This is a genomic window from Burkholderia sp. TSV86 (assembly GCF_001522865.1).
In the GTDB taxonomy this organism is placed as follows: domain Bacteria; phylum Pseudomonadota; class Gammaproteobacteria; order Burkholderiales; family Burkholderiaceae; genus Burkholderia.
Window position 1 is genome coordinate 331,372 of sequence record NZ_LOWB01000021.1, and the last position, 19,932, is coordinate 351,303.

Annotated in this window: 18 protein-coding genes; 10 read left to right on the top strand and 8 right to left on the bottom strand. The window is 68.0% G+C overall.

Translation table 11 applies throughout. The features are described from left to right. Positions 1–14: 14 nt before the first annotated feature. Positions 15–863: an aldo/keto reductase gene (locus WS68_RS03610; RefSeq protein ID WP_059569588.1), complete on the bottom strand. Its 849-nt coding sequence runs from the start codon at positions 861–863 to the stop codon at positions 15–17. A gap of 160 nt (positions 864–1,023) precedes the next feature. On the opposite strand from WS68_RS03610, the gene WS68_RS03615 reads away from it, so the two are divergent. Continuing rightward, positions 1,024–1,770 (top strand): GntR family transcriptional regulator, encoded by a 747-nt coding sequence (locus tag WS68_RS03615; protein WP_059569462.1) that lies wholly within the window; start codon positions 1,024–1,026, stop codon positions 1,768–1,770. 198 nt (positions 1,771–1,968) lie between these two features. On the opposite strand, the gene WS68_RS03620 is transcribed toward WS68_RS03615, so the two are convergent. Continuing rightward, the gene (locus WS68_RS03620) at positions 1,969–3,408 is read right to left on the bottom strand and encodes a CoA transferase (protein ID WP_059569589.1); all 1,440 of its coding nucleotides are present in this window, start codon (positions 3,406–3,408) and stop codon (positions 1,969–1,971) included. A gap of 144 nt (positions 3,409–3,552) precedes the next feature. Here WS68_RS03620 and WS68_RS03625 point away from each other — a divergent pair, with 144 nt between their 5' ends. The 3 genes from WS68_RS03625 (at position 3,553) to WS68_RS03635 (ending at position 7,770) form a co-directional block, all read left to right on the top strand. After that, positions 3,553–4,794 carry a citrate synthase family protein gene (locus WS68_RS03625; RefSeq protein WP_059569463.1) on the top strand — a complete coding sequence of 414 codons (1,242 nt, stop codon included), beginning with the start codon at positions 3,553–3,555 and terminating at the stop codon, positions 4,792–4,794. Positions 4,795–4,888: 94 nt separating this feature from the next. Beyond that, the gene (mdtD, locus tag WS68_RS03630; protein WP_059569464.1) at positions 4,889–6,325 is read left to right on the top strand and encodes a multidrug transporter subunit MdtD; all 1,437 of its coding nucleotides are present in this window, start codon (positions 4,889–4,891) and stop codon (positions 6,323–6,325) included. A gap of 176 nt (positions 6,326–6,501) precedes the next feature. Then, entirely contained in the window at positions 6,502–7,770 is a 1,269-nt protein-coding gene (locus WS68_RS03635; RefSeq protein ID WP_173678746.1) for an EAL domain-containing protein, read from the top strand. Positions 7,771–8,046: 276 nt separating this feature from the next. Here the strand turns inward: WS68_RS03635 and WS68_RS03640 are convergent, their stop codons facing one another. Both WS68_RS03640 and WS68_RS03645 read right to left on the bottom strand, forming a co-directional pair. Continuing rightward, complete coding sequence (locus WS68_RS03640; RefSeq protein ID WP_059569466.1) at positions 8,047–9,084, bottom strand: 2-dehydropantoate 2-reductase; 1,038 nt, start codon at positions 9,082–9,084, stop codon at positions 8,047–8,049. Positions 9,085–9,095: 11 nt separating this feature from the next. Next, positions 9,096–9,617 (bottom strand): Mpo1 family 2-hydroxy fatty acid dioxygenase, encoded by a 522-nt coding sequence (locus WS68_RS03645; protein WP_059569467.1) that lies wholly within the window; start codon positions 9,615–9,617, stop codon positions 9,096–9,098. 86 nt (positions 9,618–9,703) lie between these two features. Between WS68_RS03645 and WS68_RS03650 the strand changes: the two genes are divergently transcribed. Then, positions 9,704–10,435: a Crp/Fnr family transcriptional regulator gene (locus tag WS68_RS03650; RefSeq protein ID WP_059569590.1), complete on the top strand. Its 732-nt coding sequence runs from the start codon at positions 9,704–9,706 to the stop codon at positions 10,433–10,435. Between the two features lie 146 nt (positions 10,436–10,581). Here WS68_RS03650 and sodB read toward each other — a convergent pair whose 3' ends face one another. After that, complete coding sequence (sodB, locus tag WS68_RS03655) at positions 10,582–11,160, bottom strand: superoxide dismutase [Fe] (RefSeq protein ID WP_059520490.1); 579 nt, start codon at positions 11,158–11,160, stop codon at positions 10,582–10,584. Between the two features lie 192 nt (positions 11,161–11,352). Next, a complete protein-coding gene (gene xseA, locus WS68_RS03660; RefSeq protein WP_059569468.1) occupies positions 11,353–12,735 on the bottom strand; it encodes an exodeoxyribonuclease VII large subunit in 1,383 nt (460 codons plus the stop codon). A 451-nt stretch (positions 12,736–13,186) separates the two neighbouring features. On the opposite strand from xseA, the gene lpxK reads away from it, so the two are divergent. The 5 genes from lpxK to WS68_RS03685 all read left to right on the top strand — a co-directional run bounded on the left by lpxK (position 13,187) and on the right by WS68_RS03685 (position 17,140). After that, positions 13,187–14,215, top strand: coding sequence for a tetraacyldisaccharide 4'-kinase (lpxK, locus tag WS68_RS03665; protein ID WP_059569469.1), 1,029 nt, complete (start codon positions 13,187–13,189; stop codon positions 14,213–14,215). Beyond that, positions 14,196–14,402: a Trm112 family protein gene (locus WS68_RS03670; RefSeq protein WP_059569470.1), complete on the top strand. Its 207-nt coding sequence runs from the start codon at positions 14,196–14,198 to the stop codon at positions 14,400–14,402. The genes lpxK and WS68_RS03670 overlap by 20 nt, the downstream gene beginning before the upstream one ends. A 169-nt stretch (positions 14,403–14,571) precedes the next feature. Then, positions 14,572–15,366 carry a 3-deoxy-manno-octulosonate cytidylyltransferase gene (kdsB, locus tag WS68_RS03675; RefSeq protein WP_059569471.1) on the top strand — a complete coding sequence of 265 codons (795 nt, stop codon included), beginning with the start codon at positions 14,572–14,574 and terminating at the stop codon, positions 15,364–15,366. Between the two features lie 171 nt (positions 15,367–15,537). Continuing rightward, positions 15,538–16,200: an adenylate kinase gene (adk, locus tag WS68_RS03680; protein WP_059520604.1), complete on the top strand. Its 663-nt coding sequence runs from the start codon at positions 15,538–15,540 to the stop codon at positions 16,198–16,200. Positions 16,201–16,381: 181 nt separating this feature from the next. Next, a complete protein-coding gene (locus WS68_RS03685; RefSeq protein WP_059569472.1) occupies positions 16,382–17,140 on the top strand; it encodes an SDR family NAD(P)-dependent oxidoreductase in 759 nt (252 codons plus the stop codon). A gap of 69 nt (positions 17,141–17,209) precedes the next feature. On the opposite strand, the gene WS68_RS03690 is transcribed toward WS68_RS03685, so the two are convergent. Next, entirely contained in the window at positions 17,210–18,055 is an 846-nt protein-coding gene (locus tag WS68_RS03690; RefSeq protein ID WP_059569473.1) for a SirB1 family protein, read from the bottom strand. A 7-nt stretch (positions 18,056–18,062) separates the two neighbouring features. Beyond that, positions 18,063–19,796: a murein biosynthesis integral membrane protein MurJ gene (gene murJ, locus WS68_RS03695; RefSeq protein WP_331457836.1), complete on the bottom strand. Its 1,734-nt coding sequence runs from the start codon at positions 19,794–19,796 to the stop codon at positions 18,063–18,065. Positions 19,797–19,932 lie beyond the last annotated feature (136 nt).

Consider the following 19,932-nt stretch of genomic DNA (forward strand, 5'->3'; position numbering starts at 1 on the left):
CGGCCGCCTCGCCGCTACAGCGTTTCGAGCGGCCGCTTGCGCTGCGGCGGCCTGAAATGCGCATCGAGCCGGGCGCGCTCGGTTGCGTCGAGCGTCAGATCGAGCGCCGCGCGATTGTCGCGCACATGTTCGATCTTGCCCGCCTTCGGAATCGCGAGTACGTTCGGCTGCGCGAGCACCCATGCAAGCGCGACGCGCATCGGCGACACGCCGCGTTCGCGTGCGATGCCGTCGAGCACCGTGCGCTTCGGAAAACGCAGGTGATCGATCGGGCTGTACGCCATCGCGGGCATGCCGTGACGCGCGAGCCACGGCAGCAGATCGAATTCCGGAGCGCGACGCGCGAGGTTGTAGAGAATCTGGTTCGTCGCGCATGCGTCACCGTCCACGATATCGACGAGTTCCTCCATGTCGTCGACGTCGAAGTTGCTGACGCCCCAGTAGCGAATCTTGCCCGCGTCGCGCAACGCGCTGAAGCCGGCGAGCGTCTGCGCGAGCGGAATCGCGCCGCGCCAGTGCAGCAGATACAGATCGATCCGGTCGGTACGCAGCCGCTTCAGGCTCGCTTCGCACGCGGCGATCACGCCCGCGCGGCTCGCATGCTGCGGCAGCACCTTGCTGACGATGAACAGTTCGTCGCGCCGGTCGGCGAGCGCTTCGCCGACGAGCGTTTCGGTCGCGCCGTCGCCGTACATTTCCGCGGTATCGATAAGCGTCATCCCAAGCTCCACGCCTTCGCGCAGCGCGGCGATCTCCGCCGCGCGCCGCGACGCCTGCTCGCCCATTTCCCAGGTGCCTTGCCCGAGCCTCGGAATGCGCTCGCCGCCGGGCAGCGCGACGGTCGTCTCGAGGATGCTTGTCATCTGGCCTCCGTCGTCACAGATTCGCACGCGGCCCGCCGACGCGCGCCGTTTCGTCAGTTTAGCGGCTTGTACCATCGCAAACCGCACTCGGCGCAAAAACCGGTTATAACGCCAGCACGCGATGTCTTAGAATGGCTGCACTGTTTTCTGCAACCCATTCATGAAGCCATCGATGGAAGACCGCTGGTCCGGCCTGCGCCCCGATCCCGACAACGACACGCCGCTCTATCTGCAACTCGCCCGCAAACTCGGTGACGCGATCCACGACAATCGCTGGACCGCCGGCGAAGCGTTGCCGTCCGAGCGGCTGCTGGCGGAATCGCTCGGCGTGTCACGCATCACCGCGCGCAAGGCGATCGCGCTGCTCGTCGAGCAAGGGCTGATCCGGCGCACGCAAGGCGCCGGCAACTTCATCCAGCCGCGCTATGAAGACCCGCTGTCGCGCCTGTCGAGCTTCAGCGAAATGCTCAAGCGCCGCGGCTTCACGCCAAGCTCGACTTGGCTTGCGCGCGGGATCGAACCCGCGAACCGCGACGAAGTGATCCAGCTCGGGCTGTCGCCCGCCGCGTCGGTCACGCGATTGAAGCGCCTGCGGCTCGCGGACGGCATCGTGATGGCGGTCGAGAACTCGACGTTTCCGGCAACGATCATTCCCGAGCCGCAATCGATCGGCGATTCGCTGTACAGCTATCTCGAGCAGCGCGGCACGCCGATCGTGCGCGCGCTGCAGCACTTCCGCGCGGTCAACGCGAGCGACGAAATCGCCAGGCAGATGGACATCGCACCGCACGACGCGCTGCTGCTGATCACGCGGATCGGCTTCACGCACGATCAGCGCGCGATCGAGCTGACCGATACCTATTGCCGCAACGACTACTACGATTTCGTCATCGAATTGCGCAAATAACGGGCTTTGCGGGGTGCACGCGGGCCGCTCGCGCCCCATGCCGCCGCGACACCCAGCGCCAAGTGCCTAGCGCTCAATGCTGCCGTGGCGCTCGAACCCGCCCCGGGCGACGCGTGAAATCGCGCATCGCGCAATATACGAAAACAGGCGGCACTGCGCGGCAATGGGCGGATACTGACGGATACAAGCCGCGCCGCGTCACGATAACCAGCACGGCGCGTCGCTGCCGACGGGCACGGGCGGCCGCCCGAAACCAGGCGCAGTCTCCGACAATCGCTCGGCCGGCTGCACGCCGCGCACCGCACCGAACGGCGAATCGATCGCGTCGTCCAGACAATCGCGGACATCGTCGAGCGTCAAATCCGGCGCGCGCTCGCCCCCGTCGACAAGCCCCATCGACTGCAGCCACCGCCCGGTTTGCGCCAGCGACACGCGCACCCGCCAGCTTCCGCCTTCGCGCGCGCGGCGCACGAGCGCCATCATCGCGCCGAACGCTGCGAGATAGCCGGTGGCATGATCAAGCGCCTGGCAAGGCAGATGCCGCGGCGCGCGGGTGCCCGCCGCGCGCTGCTCGGTCCAGGCAATGCCGCTTGCCGACTGCACGAGACTATCGAAGCCGCGGCGCGACGCCCACGGCCCGTCGTATCCGTATGCGCACACCGACACGCAGACGATCCCCGGATGACGCCGCGCCAGCTCGGTCGCGCCGAAGCCGAGCGCATCGAGCGCGCCCGGCCGGTACGATTGCACGAACACGTCGGCACGCGACGCAAGCACATCGAGCGTCGCGCGCCCGGCATCGTCGCGCAGATCGACGAGCGCCGAGCGCTTGCCGCGGCCGTTGTCGATCACGAGCGCCGGAATGTTCGGCAGATGCGGGCCATTGACGAGCAGCACCTGCGCGCCGTGCTGCGCAAGCGTGCGGCCCGCGACAGGCCCGGCGATGATCCGCGTCAGATCGAGCACGAGCGTACCGGACAGCGGCTGCAAGACCGCGGCGGCGCCCGCATGCGCGCGCATGCCCGCCGCGATTCGCCCGTCCGCGCCGACGGGCTTCGGCGGTGCGTCGCCAATGCGTTCGATCTCGAACAGCGCTCCCCGCTCGAGCGCACGCGCGGGTTCGAGCGCGCGCCATTCTTTTGGAGAGCGAATCAACGCTGCGCAAAGCCCTGCTTCGGCGAGCGTTGCGTCGAGCGTCTCGCCATCCCAGCCGCGAATCGCCGCTGCCACCTGGCCTGGTTCGCCGCCGCAGCCGAGCACCTCGACGATGCCGGCCAGATGATGCGGAAAATTCGCGTGAAGCTGAATCCAGCGCGCGTCGCGCGTCTGGTAAAAACCGGTGACGGCATGGCGCGGCTCGGGTGGCGCGCCGCCGTCGACGCGCAAATACCGCTCGCTGCGAAACGCCGCGAGCGCGCGCCGCACCGACACGCCGACGCGCTGCGCACGCCCGGTTCGCACGCGATAGCACTCGGCGGCCGCCAGCCCGGCAGCCGCGATCGTCGACGCGGCGAGCACGCCAATCCGATGTACCGACGGCAGGCCGGGATCGCCGCCGTCGAGATCGACGCGCTCCAGCGCAGCCGGATTGCCCGCGGCGAGATGCCAAAGATGCGTCAGTGCTTGCAAGGAATTCATCGCCGCCGGCCTCGTCTTCGTCAATGTGCGAACGAGTCTAGAATGGCGTGCCGACGCATTCAATCTTGATTGCGCGAATCAACGCAAAATGAATCGCATCGCGGCCGCCCACGCGTTCGGCGTTCGATGCGAGGAGCCGCTGCCATGTCCCGCTTGAGTGCGCGCGAAGCCGCGCAGTTGCTCGGCATCAGCCTGCCGACCCTCTACGCCTATGTCAGCCGCGGCCTGCTGCGCTCGCACGCGCACGGCACGAGCAAGCGCCGCTACTACGACGCCGACGAAGTTCGCCTGCTCGCGCGCCGCCGCTCGGATGCCAAGCGCGCGGGCAATGTCGCCGAGCGCTCGCTCGACTGGGGCATGCCGGTTCTCGAATCGCGGATCACGCAGATCGCAGACGGCCGGCTCAGCTATCGCGGCCGGGATGCGGTCGCGTTCGCGTCGGCCGCGACGCTGGAGGACGCCGCCGCGCTGCTGTGGGCGTGCCCGCTCGCGCGCATCGAGGCGGACGAAACCGTCGCGCCCTGCGTCGATGCATCGCGCTGGCGGCATGGGCTGGACCTCTGGCGCACTCGGCCGCCGCTCGAACGCGCGCTCGCGCTGCTGCCGTTTGCCGCGCCCGCCGACGATGCGGCGCCGGCCGCGCCGCTCGACGAGGCCGTCACGCTGCTGCGCTTCGCAACCGCCGCGCTCGCCGCGCGCGCGCCGTGCGCCGAGCCGGCGCACCGGCAGCTTGCCGCCGCGTGGCGCGTGAGCGAGCCGCGCGACGTCGAGCTGCTGCGCATCGCGCTGGTGTTGTGCGCCGATCATGAACTCAACCCGTCGACGTTCGCCGTGCGCTGCATCGCGTCGACGGGCGCGCCGCTGTTCGGCGCGATCGCGGGCGGCCTCGCCGCGCTGTCCGGGCCGCGGCATGGCGGCGAGACGGCGCGGGTGGCCGCGCTGCTCGACGGCGCGGCCCGCTCGCGCGATCTGCAGCGCTACGTCGCCGCCCAATGCGCGGCATACGCGCGCGACGCAAACGCGCGCACGAGCCTGCCCGGCTTCGGCCATCCGCTGTACCCGCATGGCGATCCGCGCGCGGCGCTGCTCATCGACGCGATCATCGCCCGCACCGCGGCGCGACCGCCGCGCGCGCGGCATGCGCCGCCGCTCGAAAGTGCACTCGCGCTCGCCGAAGCCGCGCAAGCCGCGACCGGCGAAAAACCGACGATCGATTTTGCGCTCGCGTTGCTCGAGCGCGTGCTCGCGCTGCCGCCGGGCGCGGCGTTTGCGCTGTTCGCCGCCGGCCGCATCGTCGGCTGGATCGCTCACGCGCTCGAACAACGCGCGCACGGCCGGCTGATCCGCCCGCGCGCGCGTTACGTCGGCGTCGAGCGCGTGCAATGAAGCCGATGCCGCACGCGGCCATTCTGCGCGCGCGAGCGGCCTTCCCTAAAATGTCGGCTGCGTCGTTCGTCAGCGCCCATGGCGCCCGTCTCCCATGCCCAGTACCCCGCCTGCCGCCGTCCCGAGCGAAAAATCGCTGACCGTGATGCTGTGGCTCGTCGCCACCGGCTTCTTCATGCAGGCCCTCGACGCGACGATCGTCAACACCGCGCTGCCGTCGATGGCCGCGAGTCTCGGCGAATCGCCGCTGCGGATGCAATCGGTCGTGATCGCCTATTCGCTGACGATGGCCGTGATGATCCCCGTGTCCGGCTGGCTCGCCGACACGCTCGGCACCCGCCGCGTGTACTTCAGCGCGATCGCGATCTTCGCGCTCGGCTCGCTGCTTTGCGCGAACGCGCACACGCTGCCGATGATCGTCGCGTTCCGCGTGATCCAGGGAATCGGCGGCGCGATGCTGCTGCCCGTCGGCAGGCTTGCCGTGCTGCGCACGTTTCCCGCCGAGCGCTATCTGCCCGCGCTGTCGTTCATCGCGATTCCCGGCCTGATCGGCCCGCTGATCGGCCCGACGCTCGGCGGCTGGCTCGTGAAGATCGCCTCGTGGCATTGGATCTTTCTGATCAACGTGCCGATCGGCATTGCCGGCTGCATCGCGACGTTCTATTCGATGGCCGACGCGCGCAACCCCGCCGCAGGCCGCTTCGACATCAAGGGCTATCTGCTGCTGACGATCGGCATGGTCGCGCTCACGATCTCGCTCGACGGCCTCGCCGATCTCGGCTTGCAGCATGCGGTGGTGCTCGTGCTGCTGATCCTTGGCCTCGCTTGCTTCGCCGCCTACGGTCTGTACGCGGTGCGCGCGCCGCAGCCGCTTTTCTCGCTCGAACTGTTCCGCATCCACACGTTCAGCGTCGGCCTGCTCGGCAATCTGTTCGCGCGGCTCGGCAGCGGCGCGATGCCGTATCTGATTCCGCTGCTGCTGCAAGTCGGGCTCGGCTACGGCGCATTCGAGGCCGGACTGATGATGCTGCCGGTCGCGGCGGCGGGCATGTTCTCGAAGCGCATCATCACGGTCCTCATCACGCGCCACGGCTACCGCAAGGTGCTGCTCGCGAACACCGTGATGGTCGGCTTGACGATGGCGAGCTTTGCGCTGATGCGCGACGCGACGCCGGCCTGGGTCCGAATCGCGCAGCTCGCGCTGTTCGGCGGCTTCAACTCGATGCAGTTCACCGCGATGAACACGCTGACGCTGAAGGATCTCGGCACGGGCGGCGCCAGCAGCGGCAACAGCCTTTTCTCGCTCGTGCAGATGCTGTCGATGAGCCTGGGCGTGACGGTGGGCGGCGCGCTGCTCGCCACCTTCACCGGCATGATCGCGCACGGCGCGCCGGCGCATCCGCTGCCGGCGTTCCATGCGACCTTCGTCTGCGTCGGCGTCATCACCGCCGCGTCAGCATGGATCTTCGCGCAGCTTTCGCCTGAGATCCGCAGCGCCGCGCGCAAGACCGATCCGTCCGAACGCGCATAGCGCACCGCGCGCCACGATAAAGCGGCGCGCACCAAGCGGGTGCAACCGGAGTGCATCCGGGCCAGCCGCCGCACGGCGGCGGGCTGCCCGCCGGCGCGGCTTTTTGCGCATGGTTCTTGCTCAGCTATGCTGTGCAGGTACACTGATGCTTCCCGGACAGTCGCCCCATGACGAGCATGATCGACATCGATCCTCCCAGCTTCCAGCCGCCGCGCCCGATCGCGGGCGACGACGGTAACCGGCGCACCGTCCTGTACGGCGACTACACCGTTTTCAGCGTCTTCCAGCCGGTTTTCTCGGTATCGCATCGCCGTGCGATCGGCTACCACGCATCGTTGCGCGCGCATGATGCGCACGGCGGCCAGGTGCCGTCGCATGAGGCGTTCACGCAGGCCGCGCGCCGCGGCGATCTGCTCGAACTCGGCCGGCTCGCGGAATCGCTGCATCTGGGCAATTTTCATGCGTTCGACAGCCATGACGAATGGCTCTTCCTGAGCCTGCACCCGGCCGCGCTGATGGATACCGTCTACGGCGACGCGCTGCTTGCGAACCTGAAAACGCTCGGCCTGCCGCCGCAGCGCGTCGTGCTCGAGGTGCCCGAGCAGGCGGGCGGCGAGACGCCGCGCTTCGCCGCGATCGTCGACGGGCTGCGCAAGGCGGGCTTTCTGATCGCGCTCGGCGGCTTCGGCTCGAAACACTCGAACATCGATCGCGTCTGGCACCTGCATCCCGACATCGTCACTCTGGATCGCGGCATCCTCGCGCAGGCGAGCGAGCACTCGCACCTGGAGCGCGTGCTGCCCGGCCTCGTATCGCTGCTGCACGAGTCGGGGCAACTGGTGCTGATGGGCGGACTCACGACCGAGCGCGAAGCGCTGATCGCGCTCGAATGCAATGTCGATTTCGTACAGGGCCAGTATTTCGCGGGACCGAGTGTCGAGCCGGTGCAGCCGCAAGCGGCCGCGGGCATCATGGATACGCTGTCGGCCGCGTTGAGGCTGCGCGTGGCCGAGCGCGAGCGCGCGCAGCAAGCGCGCCTTGCGCCGTATGTCGCGGCGCTGTCGGGCGCGAGCGCGCGGCTGCGCGACGGCCACGATCTGCTCGACGCGGCCACGCAGCTGCTCGCGCTGCCCGAGACGGCGCGCTGCTTTCTGCTCGACTCGTCCGGCCGGCAGATCGGCGAGAACCTGCTGCCGCGCGGCCACGCATCGCAGCGCGCCAAGCGCTTCAAGCCGCTGCTGCACTCGGAAGGCGCGAGCTGGGAGCGCCGGCCATACTTCATCGACGCAATGCGCACGCCGGGGCACGTGCATTTCACGCCGCCCTATCTGTCGATCAATGAAGCGCACCTGTGCGTAACAGCGTCGATCGCGGCGCCCGCCGCGCAAGGCATGCAGGTGCTCTGCGTCGACATCAACTGGGAAGCGGCCGCGCACCGCCATTGACGCGGCGTGCACGTGCGTCCGCGTATTCCGACGTCTCCGTCGCCACTCGGCGAAGGCCGTGCGATTGCCTCGGCATACCGAAGCTCGCGGGCGCGCAGCACCTGCCGAGCCGAAATGAAACATCGCATCGAGCGGCGCGCATCGACTCATGCCGCGCCAAGCCCGATTCCCTCGATGGCGACGATTCGCGTGTAACGCGCGGGTTTAGCCAGCGGCATTCGAGCGGCTTGCAAAATCGCGGCTGCGCCCGCCCGTGCAATGCGGCAACGCGGCGGGCTATACGACGCCGCGCGACGCCGCGCGCAGTTCGGCAAGCAGTGCCTCGCCACTCCACGCCGGCCGCGCCGCGGCCCGCTGCGCATCGTGCACGAGCGCGCACAGGCGGGCATTGACGGGCGCCATCCGCCCGAGCCGCGCAGCCAGTTGCACGATCTCGCCGTTGATCCAATCGACTTCGGTTGGACGCCCCGCATCCAGATCGTCCGACATCGACGAACGCGCCAGCGGATCAATCGCGAGCATCGCGCCCGCGAGCCTCGCGAACAGCGCGTCGGGCATGCTCAGCAACCGTGGCATCCACGTGGCGGGCAGCGGCGTAATCCGCGCGGGCCGGATCGCCGCGCGTTTGAGCAGCGCCAGCCCCTCGGCCTGCGCGAGCGCAAGACAGCGCCGATAGCCGCGCTGCGCGAGTTCGTCCTTCAGCGGCCGATTCGCCAGCGCATTGATCGCATTATTGAGATTGACGAGCAGCTTCGCCCATTGCACGGCGCGCATGTCCGCGCGCTGCCCGAGCGGCAGGCCCGCGCGCTCGAACGCGCCGGCAAAGCATTGCAGCGCGGGCGCGGCCTCGACTTGCAGCTCGCCCGACGTGCCCTGATGGAACGCGCCGGCGCCGCGTGCGCTCACGTTGAACGGCACCATCGCGCCGAGCACCGTCGCGTGCGGCAGCGCGGCGCGCAGCACGTCCGCGTTGCGCACGCCGTTCTGGAAACTGACGACGACCGTGCCGGGCCGTACCGCGCGCGCAAGCGCCTCGGCAACGGCTGGCGTCGCGGCCGACTTCACCGTCACGAGCACGAGCGACGCCGCCGCGACAGCGGCGGCGGCAGCGGCGTCGCCCGCCGCACAGGCGATCCGGGACGCAGGCACCCGCACATTGCGCCCCCGGTAGTCCGACAGCACGAGACCATGCTCGCGCAACTGCGCTTGAATCCGCTGCCGTCCGATCAGTTCGACGTCGGCGCCCGCCGCGAGCAGCCGCCCGCCCAGATAGCAGCCCACCGCCCCCGCGCCATAGACGCAAATCGCCGCCATGGCTGCCACGCTCACACGCGTGCATTGCGCGCGCCCGCCCGCACCGGCCCGACGCGGCGTTCGATTGCGTCGCGCACGTCGGCGCGCAGCCCGACGAAGAACGCCACTTCCGCGACGACGAACAACGGGCCGACGATAAGCCCGATCAAGTCGTCGACGAAGGCGGGCTTACGCCCTTCGAAATAGTGACCGACGAATTGGATCACCCAACCGACGAAAAAGAGACCGAGCCCGCCGCCGAGCCACACACCGGTTGTCTGCGCGGCGAGTGCGCGGCCGGCCCAGAAACTCAACGCAAGCAGCGCGGCCATCACGACGCCGAAACGCAAATCGACGCGCAGATAGAAGATCGCGGCCGCCAGCGCCGCGGGCAACGCGGGCGTGAGCACCCCCGAAGCGTCGAGCGCCGGACGCGACAGCAGCACCGTCACCGCGACGACGATCATCGGAATGCCCACCAGATGCGTGACGATATTGCGCGCATCACGATGATAGGCCGCGTATTGCGCGAGTTGATCGACGAGGGATTTCATGATGTCTCCTCCTGATGCAGGTGCGCGTTATGATGCCCGTGACGGGCCGACCTCTCTGTCGGCCAGCCGACACCCGCGAGCCGCCGATGCACCCGCTTCTCGAACCCTGCCAGCCGCTGCTCGATGCAAACCCGTGGTTCGCCGCGCTGCCCGCGCCGCTGCGCGACGCGCTGCGCCAGGCGGCCGTGGCCCGCCGGCTGTCGGCGGGCCAAATGTTGTTCCGGCGCGGCGACGCGCCGTGCGGCCTCTATGCGGTGCTGTCGGGCGCGCTGACCATCGGCGCCGTCGACGCGAGCGGCAAGGAAGCGCTGCTGACGGTGGCCGAGCCCGTGACATGGTTCGGCGAGATCGCGCTTTTCGACGAACTGCCACGCACGCACGACGCAATCGCGATCAACGACACGCTGCTGCTGCATCTGCCGCAGCCCGCGCTACAGCAACTGCTCGACGACACGCCGCGCTACTGGCGGTATTTTGCGCTGCTGATGGCGCAAAAGCTACGGATGTCGTTCGCGAATGTCGAGGCGCTGAGCATGATGCCCGCCGCCCAGCGGCTCGCGGCGCGCCTGCTGATGATCGCCGAAGGCTATGGCGGCATCAGCGCGGGTCATACGCGCATCAGACTGTCGCAGGAACGGCTCGGCGCGATGCTATCGCTGTCGCGGCAAACCGCCAATCAGTTGCTGAAGGAACTCGCCGCGCGCGGGGTCGTGCGGCTGCATGTCGGCGAGATCGAGATCGTCGATCTCGACGCATTGCGACGCGCGAGCGTCGAACGCAGCCCAGGCGCCGATGGCAACGCGAGCGATCGCGGCTGACGGTGCGGCGCGCGCCCGATTCGGCCCCGCCCCGCGCGGCGAGCGGCCAATAAAAAGCCCCCGCGCCGCAACGGACGCGAGGGCTTTGGGCAGGCTGCCGCGCCCCGGACATTCCGGGCCGCGCCAGCCGTCTGGCGACAATCGCGTTACGCGAAGTTTTTCGCGGCGAAATCCCAGTTCACGATGTTCCAGAACGCTTCGACGAATTTCGGACGCGCATTGCGGTAATCGATGTAGTAAGCGTGCTCCCACACGTCGATCGTCAACAGCGGCTTGTCGGCCGTCGTCAGCGGCGTTGCGGCGTTGCTGGTCGACACGATATCGAGCGAGCCGTCCGCCTTCTTCACGAGCCAAGCCCAGCCCGAGCCGAACGTGCCGACCGCGGCCTTCGTGAACGCTTCCTTGAACGCATCGAACGAGCCCCACTTCGCGTTGATCGCGTCGCCGAGCGCGCCCGTCGGCGCGCCGCCGCCGTTCGGCGACAGGCTGTTCCAGAAGAACGTGTGGTTCCAAATTTGCGCGGCGTTGTTGAAAATGCCGCCCGACGACTTCTTCACGATCTCTTCCAGCGACAGATTCTCGAATTCGGTGCCCGGAATCAGATTGTTCAGGTTCGTCACATAGGTCTGATGGTGCTTGCCGTAGTGAAACTGGATCGTCTCCTGCGAGATGTGCGGAGCGAGCGCGTCTTCTGCGTAGGGCAACGGCGGGAGCGTATGAGCCATGATCGGTTCCTTCGAGTGTATGTAGGGAGGGCAAATATTTGAATGCAGCGCAACGCCCGATTGTAGGCGAGTCCGGATAACCCCGCAAACGCGCGGGCCTTTATCCGCCGCATCCGGCAAATCGTTGCTGGTGCGCCGCGCACGGCGCATGCCTGGGATTCGGCGCCCGATACCAGGCATTGCGATGCGTGCTCAAAACGTATCCGAAAGCCGCGGCTGCACGTCGGCAAGCGATACGTCCGCAGAGCCTTGCGCGAGATGCACGGTCAGCCGGCGCTGCGGCTTCAACGCCGACGGCGCGCGCAGCGCGTGGCCCGTTTGCGCGTCGATCAGCGCCGCGTAGCCGCGCTCGAGCGTGCGTTGCGGGCTCAACACGTCGAGGCGCGCCGCACACGCGGCCACGCGCGCGGCATCGCGCTCGCGGCGGCGCTCGAAAGCGGCATGCAAGCGCTGCGCGGCCCCCGCGAGCGTCTGACGTGCGTGCGCAAGATCCGGCCGGGCGCGCTGCCAGCGCAACTGCACGAGCGCGAAGCGCGCGCGTGCGTCACGCATGGGCCGCGCGCCCGCCGCCGCGAGCCGCGCCGCAAGCTGGCCGACGTGCTCGGACTGGCGCCGCAGGCGCTCGGCGGGACTGATGAGCCTGCGCGCGAGCCAATCGAGCTGCTGCGCGCGCAGATCGAGCGTGCGGCGCAGGCCGCGCGCGAGCGCGCGCTGCCGCTCGGCCAGCTCGCGCAGCAGCAGCGCGCGCTGCGGGCTCGCCAGTTCGGCCGCGCCGGTGGGCGTCGGCGCGCGCAGGTCGGCCGCGAAATCGGCGATCGTAAAATCGGTTTCGTGCCCGACGCCGCAGACAACCGGCAGCGCGCTCGCCGCGATCGCCCGCGCAAGCCCCTCGTCGTTGAACGACCATAGATCCTCGATCGAGCCGCCGCCGCGGCAGACGATCAGCACGTCGACCTCGCGCCGCTCGTTGGCCGTCGCCACCATCGCCGCGAGTTTCTCGGCCGCGCCCGCGCCCTGCACGGGCGCCGGATAGACGATCACCGGCACGTGCGGCGCCCGGCGCGCGAGCGTCGTCAGCACGTCGCGCAGCGCAGCGGCCTGCAGCGACGTGACGATGCCGATCGCACGCGGATGCGATGGCAGCGCGCGCTTGCGCTCCGGCGCGAACAACCCCTCGGCCTCGAGCTGCGCCTTCAGCCGCAGGAATGCCTCGAAGAGCCGCCCCTGCCCGGTGCGCCGAACCGCCTCGACATTCAGTTGCACCTCGCCGCGCGGCTCGTACATCGTGACGAGCGCGCGCACCTCGATCTTGTCGCCTTCGCGCGGCGTGAATTCCGCATGCTGCGCGCGGCCGCGAAACATCACGCAACGCATCTGCGCTTGCTGATCCTTGATCGAGAAATACCAATGGCCGCTCGCCGCGCGCGTGAAGTTCGAGACTTCGCCCGCGACCCACAACAGCGCAAACGTGCGCTCGAGCATCGAGCCGATTGCGCGGTTGAGCGCGGATACGGGAATCACGCCGTCACCGCCGCTCGCGCCGCCAGGCCCGGAAAAATGAGTATCGGAATGCATAGACGATAGGAAAATTTCAGCCGGCCCAACGATAGACTGCGCACGCGCGCACGGCAAGTCGCTCAGGCGCCCGCCCAAGTGTCCACACCGCGAGCCAAGCGGGGACAGAGTCGCAACGATTACCGCCCAACCCCTTATGTTTTTTATTAAGCAATTGATTTAAATGATTTTTCCCAGAAAAAGGCAACGGAAACCGCCGACCGAAAGTCCACCTCACGGGCTTGCCAGGGGTTTCGGCGGCGGGTTTTTCACAGAGTTATCCACAGGCTGCCGGGCAGCGTGCCCAAGCGGCGCACACCGCCGTGCACGCCCGCGTGACTTGCCGGGCGCACGGCGGGCACGCTAGAGTGCCGCCTTTCGAAGACCGCGCGGCCTGCCGGCCGCCCTCCGGAGAAAACGAGTTGACGAACCCGTCGAGAGCCGCGATGCGCACCGCATCGTCCACCGCGCCATGAACGCGCCGCAGCGATTTCTCGCGCGCGCCGAAGCGCGTCTTGTCCGCGAGTGGCAGCGCCGCGGCGCGATCGCCTGGGCGCTCACGCCCTTTGCGTGCGCATTCGGCGCGATCGCCGCACTGCGCCGCGCCGCGTATGCGCGCGGCTGGAAGGCTCGGATCGATTGCGGGGTGCCCGTCGTCGTCGTTGGCAACGTGACGGCCGGCGGCACCGGCAAGACGCCCACCGTGATCGCGCTCGTCGACGCGCTGCGCGCGGCCGGCTTCACGCCGGGCGTGGTCTCGCGCGGCTACGGCGCGAAGATCGTCGAACCGACCGCCGTCACGCCGGCGTCGCTGCCCGGGCAGGCCGGCGACGAACCGCTGCTGATCGCGCGCCGCACGCTCGCGCCGGTGTGGGTGTGCCCGGATCGCGTCGCCGCCGTGCGCGCGCTGAAGGCCGCGCAGCCGGACGTCGACGTCGTCGTCAGCGACGATGGCTTGCAGCACTACCGGCTCGCCCGGACCGTCGAGCTCGTCGTGTTCGATCACCGCCTGGGCGGCAACGGTTTCCTGATACCCGCCGGGCCGCTGCGCGAGCCGCTGTCGCGACGCCGCGACGCCACGCTCGTCAACGATCCGTACAGCCGCGTGCTGCCGCCGTGGCCCGACACGTTCGCGCTCTCGCTCGCGCCGGGCGACGCGTGGCATCTCGATCAGCCGTCGCGCCGCCGGCCGCTCGCGCAGTTCGCCGCCGAGCGGATACTCGCCGCGGCGGGCATCGGCGCGCCGGAGCGCTTTTTCGCGACGCTGCGCGCTGCGGGCCTCGCGCCCGCCACCCGCGCGCTGCCCGATCATTACGCATTCGCCGAGAACCCGTTCGCCGACGACGATGTCGATGCGATCCTGGTAACCGAGAAGGATGCGGTAAAATTAGCCGCTTCGTGGCGCGACGCTCGCATCTGGGTTGTCCCGGTCGAGGCCGCGCTCGATCCCCGCCTCATCGCTCTCGTTGTGGAGAAACTCCGTGGACGCTCGCCTGCTTGAAATCCTCGTTTGCCCGATTTGCAAGGGCCCGCTCCACTACGACCGAGGCGCGCAAGAGCTTGTCTGCCACGCCGACAAGCTCGCGTACCCGGTCCGCGACGGCATTCCGGTGATGCTCGTCGACGAAGCGCGCCAGACGGTCGAAGGCACGCCGGTCGATGCGGCCGGACCGGCCGCCAGCCACTGACGCTGGCGCGCGAACGACGCGCCCGGCACTCGCCCGCGCGATGCCGCCGCGCATGCGCCCGAGCACCGTCCGCCGCAATGCCGCCTACCCATTCTCCGCTGCCCGCGCCGGCCGAGCCGGCGCGCTTTGATCCGCACCCGCGCCCCCAACCGCACCGCATTTTCGCCCGATGACTTCCACACCCGCCTTCGTCGCCATCGTTCCCGCCCGTCTCGCGTCGACCCGCCTGCCGAACAAGCCGCTCGCGGATCTTGGCGGCAAGCCGATGGTCGTGCGCGTCGCAGAGCGCGCGCGTGACGCGGGCGCGCAGCGCGTGCTGGTCGCCTCCGATGCGCACAGCGTGCTCGACGCGGTGCGTGCGCACGGCTTCGAAGCGTTGTTGACGCGCGCCGATCATCCGTCGGGCACCGACCGCCTCGCGGAAGTTGCCGAGCAGCTCGGCCTCGACGACGAAACGATCGTCGTCAATGTTCAGGGCGACGAACCGTTGATCGATCCGCAACTGGTGCGCGACGTAGCGTCGCACCTCGCGTCGCATCCGGCATGCGCGATCGCGACCGCCGCGCATCCGCTGCACGACGCGCAGGACGTGTTCAATCCGAATTACGTGAAGGTCGTGCTCGATGCGGCGAGCACCGCGCTGTACTTCTCGCGCGCGCCGATTCCCTGGTCGCGCGACGCCTATCAGCCGCACTGGCCAAACGGCGTCGCGGCGATGCCCGCGCCTACGTGCGCGGTTTATCGGCACATTGGGCTATACGCATATCGCGCGCGCTTTCTGCGCACTTATCCGACGCTCACGCCCGCGCCCATCGAAGCGGCCGAGCAACTCGAGCAATTGCGCGCGCTGTGGCACGGCGAGCGGATCGCCGTGCTCGTCACCGAGCACGCGCCCGAAACCGGCGTCGACACACCCGCCGATCTTGCACGGGTGCAGGCCCTTTTTCGGGCTCGCGCCGAATAACCCATGGCATAATCGGGCGAATCGTGCGGGCCGCCTGCCCGCGCCGCTCTTCGAGATTCGTCCCAAGCCCTCATGCGCCGGCCGCCGCGCTTGCGGCCGAACCGTCGAGCCGCGCAACCGGCGCACCGGCATCCCGCGCTCAAGCATTCCATACATACCGGAGATATCACCATGCGTTTGATCCTGTTGGGCGCTCCCGGCGCGGGAAAAGGCACCCAGGCAAACTTCATCAAGGAAAAGTTCGGCATTCCGCAAATCTCGACAGGTGACATGCTGCGTGCGGCCGTCAAGGCCGGCACGCCGCTCGGCGTCGAAGCGAAAGCCTACATGGACGAAGGCAAGCTCGTGCCGGATTCGCTGATCATCGGCCTCGTGAAGGAGCGGCTGAAGGAAGCGGACTGCGCGAACGGCTACCTGTTCGACGGCTTCCCGCGCACTATCGCGCAGGCCGATGCGATGAAGGACGCCGGTGTCGCAATCGATTACGTGCTCGAAATCGACGTGCCGTTCTCCGAGATCATTGAACGGATGAGCGGGCGCCGCACGCATCCGGCCTCGGGCCGCACGTATCACGTGAAGTTCAACCCGCCGAAGGTCGAGGGCCGCGACGACGTCACTGGAGAGCCGCTGATTCAGCGCGACGACGACAAGGAAGAAACAGTGAAGAAGCGCCTGGATGTCTATGAAGCGCAAACCAAGCCGCTCATCACTTACTACGGTGACTGGGCCGCGCGCGGCACCGAGAACGGTCTAAAGGCGCCCGCGTACCGCAAAATCTCCGGCCTCGGCACGGTTGACGAGATCCGCGCCCGCGTGTTCGACGCGCTGAAGTAAGCCCGCGCCGCGCGAGCCGCGAGAACCGCCCGCTTCGGGCGGTTTTTTTTCGTCCGGGCGTTCGCTTCGCACCGCCCTTCGGCGGCGGCCCGTACAATCGGCCTATCGTCGCGGCGCGTCACGAGCGCTGCCGCAAACGACATCCGAGCGACACTCATTCCAACCAGGACAAGGAGCAAACATGGAGATTCGCGGCAACGTGTTCGTCATCACCGGCGGCGCATCGGGGCTCGGCGCGGGCACGGCGCGCCTCATCACCGAAGCGGGCGGCAAGGTCGTGCTCGCCGACCTGAATCAGGCCGCGGGCGACGCGCTCGCGCAGGAACTGGGCGGCGCGTTCGTCAAATGCGACGTCGCGAACGACCCCGACGCGCAGGCGGCCGTGGCGGCCGCCACGCGACTCGGCACGTTGCGCGGGCTCGTCAATTGCGCGGGCATCGCGCCTGCGTCGAAGACGCTCGGTAAAGATGGCCCGCACGCGCTCGATCTGTTCGCGAAAACGATCACCGTGAATCTGGTCGGCACGTTCAACATGATCCGCGTCGCCGCCGCCGCCATGGCCGCCAACGAGCCGACGCCGAGCGGCGAACGCGGCGTGATCGTCAGCACCGCGTCGGTCGCCGCGTTCGATGGGCAGATCGGCCAGGCAGCCTATGCGGCGTCGAAGGCGGGCGTCGCCGGCATGACGCTGCCGATCGCGCGCGACCTGTCGCGCCACGCGATCCGCGTCATGACGATCGCACCCGGCATTTTCGAGACACCGATGCTGCTCGGAATGCCGCAGGAAGTCCAGGACGCGCTCGGCGCAATGGTGCCGTTCCCGCCGCGCCTCGGCAAGCCGGTGGAATATGCGATGCTCGTCAAGCAGATCATCGAGAATCCGATGCTCAACGGCGAAGTGATCCGCCTCGACGGCGCGATCCGGATGCAGCCGAAATGAGCGCGGCGCGGCGGTGAGTCACACGCTGCACCAAGCCGCGGCGCGGCGTGCGATCAGGCCCGAATGGGCTCAGTCGTCGTCGCGCTGCATCCGCTGGCGCAACTCGCTGACCTGCGCCTCGACGATCGTCGCGTCGGCCGCGTCGGGCCGCTCGCCGAGATAGGTCTCCAGATCCTCGAGCGCGGGCCGCAGATAATCGAGACGCGCATACGCGAAACCGCGGTCGCGCACTTCGTCAAGCTGCCCCGGCAGCAGGATCACGAGCCGTTCCTGCACCGCGAGCAGCCGCTGCCAGCGCTCCGTCTGCCGGTACACGGCCTTCAGGTTGTTCAGCATCCGCGCGATGATCTCGCGGTGCATCGCCGGCTGCAGCAACGCGCGCAACGTGCTCGCGGCATGGTCGGCGCTGCCGCCGCGCCTCGAAAAAGGCTCGAGCATCTCGACTAGCTCCGCCTCCGACAGCGTGCGGCCTGTGGTCGGATCGAGGATCGCGTCGCCGCCGGGCAACGCGATGCGCAACAGGAAATGGCCGGGAAACGACACGCCGCGCGCCGCCACGCCGATCTGCTGCGCGAACTCCAGATACAGCACCGCAAGCGAGATCGGAATCCCGACGCGGCGCTGGAGAACGACGTTCAGATAGCTGTTGTCCGGATTGAAGTAATCGTTGCGGTTGCACGCAAAGCCGAGTTCGCGGAAGAAAAAATCGTTCAGCAGCGCGAGCTTGCCATTCGCGTCGACGGCATCCGGCACGCGCCTCGCGAGCCGCGCCGCGAGCGCGTCGAGTTCGAACAGCACGCCTTGCAGATCGACATCCGGATAGGCATCCTGCGCGAGCGACAGCGCTGCCTCCGTGAGCGGCAGCCCTTCGTCTTCGGCAACGAGCGAGCTGAAATAGTCGAGAACGCGAGTCATGGGTCCGTTATTTCGCACGCCGTCTGAAATACGCATATTTGAAGCCCATCAGCCCCAATATGCCGAAATATAATGCAGCGAATAAAACGAGACACGACGCCATCAGCGCGATGCGCTCGAGCGGCGCCGCGCGCATCGCGGTCCAATCGAAGTTCAGCGCGCACCAGCGCATCGCGCCGGCAAGCACGAGTGACGCGCCGCCAAGCTGCACGAAAAAGCGCAGCCAGCCCGGCGACGGCCGGTAAATGCCGCGGCGGCGCAGCCCGATGAACAGCAACAGCGAGTTCAGGCAAGCGCCGATGCCGATCGACAACGTCAGCCCCGCGTGGCCGATAACGGGCACGAACACATAGTTCGACAACTGCGTGACGATGAGCACGCCGATGGCGATTTTCACCGGGGTCTTGATGTCCTGCTTTGCGTAGAAACCGGGCGCAAGAATCTTGATGAGGATGATGCCGACCAGGCCGATTCCGTATGCGGCAAGCGCGCGCGCGACCATCGTCACCGTGTGCGCGTCGAATTTGCCGTAGTTGAAGAGCGTCGCCGTCAGCGGCTCGGCAAAGAAAAACAGCGCGAGCGCGCTCGGCGCGGCGAGCAAGAACGTAACCCTGAGTCCCCAGTCGAGCAACGCCGAATATTCAGCCGAATCGGCATCGACATGCGCCTTCGACAAACTCGGCAACAGAATCGTGCCGAGCGCCACGCCGAGCAGCGCGGTCGGAAACTCCATCAGCCGGTCGGCATAGTTGATCCACGATACCGCACCCTGCCCGAGCCGCGACGCAATGTTCGTATTGATGATCAGCGACAGCTGCGCGACCGACACCGCGAAAGTCGCGGGCACCATTTTCGCGAGCACGCGCTTGACGCCCGGATGCGCGAGCGCGCGCAACGGATGGATACCGATCGCGGGCATCATGTCGATGCGCTTCAAGCCCGGCAGTTGCACGATGAATTGCAGCACCCCGCCCGCGATCACCGCCCATGCCAGCGCGTAGACGGGCATCTTCAAATGCGGCGCGACGAACAGCGCCGCGACGATGAACGACACGTTGAGCAGCACGGGCGCGAACGCCGGCAGCGAGAAACGCTTGTACGTGTTGAGCACGCCCGAGGCGAGCGTCGTCAGCGAGATGAACACGATGTACGGGAACATGATCTGCGTCATCGTGACGGCGAGCGGGAACGCCTGTCCGTCCGTGCGCAGCCCCGAAGCAACCGCCAGCACCACCCACGACGCCCCCGCGACGCCCGCCACCGACAGCAGCACGAGCGCCCACGCTAGCAGCGTCGACATAGCGTCGACGAGCGCCTTCGTCGCATCGTGCCCTTTTTGATTCTTGAACTCGGCAAGAATCGGCACGAACGCCTGCGAGAACGCACCTTCGGCCGACAGCCGGCGCAGCAGGTTGGGAATGCGAAAGGCGACGTAGAACGCGTCGGTGAATTGACTGGCGCCGAACGCGCGTGCGATCAGCGTTTCGCGGGCCAGTCCGGTCACGCGGGACAGCAGCGTGAAGCCGCTGACCGTCAGCAGGGCTCGGAATAGATTCATGGGGCGCTTATTATACGGACCTCGCGCGTCGGCAACCGGCATCGGGCGAGGGAAATGCCGCGCCGCACACGGAAAGGCTCTGTCTGCGCTTGCCACTTGCTTGATTTTGTTGCTATAATCGCCGGTTTCTGGGCCTGTCTGGCGGGTTTTGGGTTCCGCGCGCGGCAATATTCGAGTGCGCATCGAACCGGGCACGCCGACCGGCCTCGGTGAAACCGACGTTTTTTGCGCCCCGGGCAATCGCTTCCGGGAGTGAGATCGAAAAGCAGCGCTTGGCCGTCAGGCTCCAAGCTCTGGAAACAGGACAGGATAAGGAACC